Here is a 3,406-nt window from a genome sequence, read left to right as displayed (position 1 = left end):
GTTTGGTAAAGCGCGTGTTGCCGGGAGTAGGAGTTGAGCCGACGGAAAATGTCGGAGGCGGTGTTTTCCTTGAGCTTGATGGTGGCCACAAGACGTAACAGGTCATCCCAGTTTTCGCGGATCAGGTCTGCGTTGACTGTTTTGTCCGGGGCAATTTTCCAGTCCGGGTCTGCCCGGTTTTTGGGGCGGAAGATGTACAGGGTCTGTTTGCCAATGCCCTTGATGCGGGGGGCAAAGGAAAAGCCGAGCAGGTGGGTAATACCAAAAATGGTTTCGGTATAGCCGTGGGTGTCGGTGGAATGGATGTCGCTTTTGACCACATCGTTGCGCATCAGCCCGTCAATGACATAGGCGCTTTCCCGGTCAGCCGCGCTGATCATCAGGGAATGCCACAGGAAATGGCGCTCATCCACAAACGTGTAGGCACTGACACCTTGCCCCTGCCCAAAATACTTGAACGAGCGGCTGGCATGGAGGGACTCGCTGCGCACCTCGAACTTCTGGCCATCGCTGGCAGTATGGAGCCTGCCAGCCTCACGCCGGTAGCGGTTGGGCAGTTCCATCGCGTCCATCGCCTTGAGTACCCGGTCATTGGCGGAGCGGATGTTTTCCAGCGAAAAGCGCCAGTTGACCACGTGCTCCAGCTCGTTTTCCGTCAGGCGCGAAGAAATCCGTGCCATTTTGCGGACACCGATCCCACATCCAAGCCCCATGATGCCAGCCAGCAGCACAGGCCGTGACACTGTTTGCGGGGTATGGGTTTGCTGCCAGTGCCCGAAAGCACTGAGCATCCCGCAATGCTGGTCGATGGTGTCCAGTACTTGGGCCAGTGGCACATCGTGCCGCTGGGGGAACAGTTCCTGTAGCGTGCCGGTTGCGTTGGCATCCAGTGCCGGTGTGTGTACGTAGAAACTGCCATCAGCCCGGAAATGCAGGTGCGGGTTGTTGCCAATGGCGGCGTTGGTGTCCTGATATTGCCGTAACAAGGCGGCATCCAAGGTTTTGAGTACGGGTTCGGGATCAATGAAGCCAGTAAGCTCTGCCCGTTCCAACAGCATCTGTTTGTCACGTTGCCAACGTTCCCGGTCAATCAGGTAGCTGTCCATCGGGCGGTATTTGTAGGATTGCGGGAGGTTCAAGTGACCTGACTTGACCGCTTCAGCAACGTGCTGGAACAGGAAAACTTTGTAAAGCGAAGGGCGGAATGTCCCATCTTCCCGGACTAGCGTGGCACTTTCTTCTGCTTCCAGAAAATCGGTGGGTGCTTTGTCAGTGATGATGCCATCTTGGGTTTTGAAGTGCTTGATGGCTTCTGCCAGTTTGTCGGCGGGCGTGATTGGCTCAAAGGTCAGCGCCTTCAGGATAGGGGTCAGGCGGTTTTGCAGGCGCAATGACTGCTTTTCCAGAATGCCGTACCAGTCTTGCGCTTGCCCTGCCTGCGTCAGGCCATCTTTCAATTGCTCAAAGGATTCCATTTTGCCCTGATCCAGCAAGGTTCTGATCTGGTCGACTTTCTGGGTGTCTGACAATGCGCCATTGTCGGTCAGATGCCGTATCTCCCGGATCAGGCCAAAAACGGATGCGTCCAGCTCGCCGATGACGGTTTTCAATTGCTGGCTTTGCGTCTTGCGTTGTTCAAACAGGTGTTCTTTATGTTCACGGGTGGCTACGGTCTGGAAGGTTGCCATCACACTGAGGAACAGGTCGGTCAGGTTGTCCTGAATACGGAAAAACTGGTGTGCCACAAAGGCGGCGGCATGGATATTCCGGTCTGCTTTTGAACGCTGTTGAAGCTGGAACATCCGCGCCCTGATGACACTGCCCGCGTAGTAACGGATACCGGCATGACCAAGGTTAAGCGCGGCCAGAATGCTTTCAAGCTGCAAATACAGCGCCGATAACGTCCCGAAGTCCGCAATGGATTCTTTCACCCGTGTGGGTTTCGTCGACTGGGACAGCTTTTTGAGTAAAGTCAGGCGGTAGTGGTTTTGCTCATCAGACCGGGTAAACAGGGTATCCAACAGATGACGTGCCTTATCAGTAAGGTTGGCATCCATCACCATCACCAATGCTGTCTTGCGTTGGCTCAAGCCAACCCTGATCAGCTCAGTCAATACCCAAGATTTTGGAACCTGTACCCGTTTCTGGACGAGGAAATCGACACAACGGTCAAAAATCAGTTTTGGTTTCAGGTACACCCCTGCCATGGCTGTTATTTCTATGCCCAACCATTTCTCGGCTTCTGAATCAAAGGGGCGGAAGCCATAAAACTCCAAAATGATTTTCTGCTGGCGCAAGCGGGTCGTTTCCGTGTAATCGTTTGGATCGAACACCGCACCATCCAGACCCAGTTGGCGGGAAACAGCTTCAATGTCCCGTTGCAAAAAATCTTGTGGCAGAAAAAAACACTTTGATGCCTTGAAGTACCCACATAGCAGAAGGAAGCCTATTTGGCTGTTGGATGTGCGTAATCCTCTGGCAATATCCAACAGCGCATTAGGGAAAGAGAAAAATTGTTTGCGCTGCTCATGATCAAACAGGGGCGGCTTATCGAAAGCCTCTTGTTCACTTATGCTCAGGATTCGCATTCGGGGCATAGGACAGCTCCATTGAAATATTGTTCCGAAAACCTTCGTTTTAGGGATGCGTCATGTCACATCCCCAAAGGCAGGCGGTTGCCGCCAAATCATATCCGTTTTCCTTGTCCTGAAACTGGCATTCTTTTACAGTTACATCAAGCCCATTGAGGAACAGATTGCCATGCTGATTGGTTATGCCCGCGTCTCTACCATAGACCAAAACACCGCCCTCCAGATGGATGCCCTTAAAGCTGCGGGGTGCGAAAAAGTTTTTACGGAAAAAGCATCTGGCTCGCATCGGGACAGGCCACAATTGCTGGCGGCACTGGATTACCTGCGAAAAGGGGACACGCTGGTGGTCTGGAAACTTTCCCGGTTGGCGCGTTCGTTGACGCAAGTTATCAAAACGGCAGCAAATATCCACGAGCGGGGAATCGCCCTCAAAGTGTTGACCCAAAACATCGACACCAGCACCTCTGAAGGACGGCTGTTTTTCCACATGACCGCCGCTTTCGATGAGTTCCAGCGGGAACTGATTGTCGAGAATACCCGTGCGGGTCTTGCCGCAGCCAATAGGCGTGGGCGACGGGGAGGGAGGCCAAAGGCCATGAATGAACAGGCCATCAAGCAGGCAGAAGCCTTACTCAAAGACACGGAGAACTACCCTTTCATTGGTGACGTGATTGACCAGCTTGGGATCGGCAGGACAGCCTTTTACCGCTATTTCCCAACAGACAGGATCAAGGAACTCAGGAATGAGCATTCCGCAAAAGCTTAACTGGGGCTAAATCCCGTGGTGGGTTACGTACCTTTATGCAGAGGAACCC

Annotated in this window: 2 protein-coding genes; one reads left to right on the top strand and one right to left on the bottom strand. The window is 53.3% G+C overall.

Translation table 11 applies throughout. The features are described 5' to 3' along the window. A partial coding sequence (locus tag VSS37_RS04370) for a Tn3 family transposase (RefSeq protein WP_324693463.1) occupies window positions 1-2,588 on the bottom strand: 2,588 nt, incomplete at its 3' end. Window positions 2,589-2,760: 172 nt separating this feature from the next. Here VSS37_RS04370 and VSS37_RS04365 point away from each other — a divergent pair. Next, window positions 2,761-3,357 carry a recombinase family protein gene (locus VSS37_RS04365; protein WP_210220909.1) on the top strand — a complete coding sequence of 199 codons (597 nt, stop codon included), beginning with the start codon at window positions 2,761-2,763 and terminating at the stop codon, window positions 3,355-3,357. Window positions 3,358-3,406 lie beyond the last annotated feature (49 nt).

Origin of the sequence: Candidatus Thiothrix phosphatis, from assembly GCF_035668035.1 — a bacterium.
Classification (GTDB): Bacteria; Pseudomonadota; Gammaproteobacteria; order Thiotrichales; family Thiotrichaceae; genus Thiothrix; species Thiothrix phosphatis.
Note: the sequence above shows the minus strand (reverse complement) of the source record. Positions and strands in the feature narration are given on the sequence as shown.

Bases quoted from the DNA above. Each gene is read 5' to 3' on its own strand.
- VSS37_RS04365 (WP_210220909.1), top strand. From the start codon at position 2,761: ATGCTGATTGGTTATGCCCGCGTCTCTACCATAGACCAAAACACCGCC.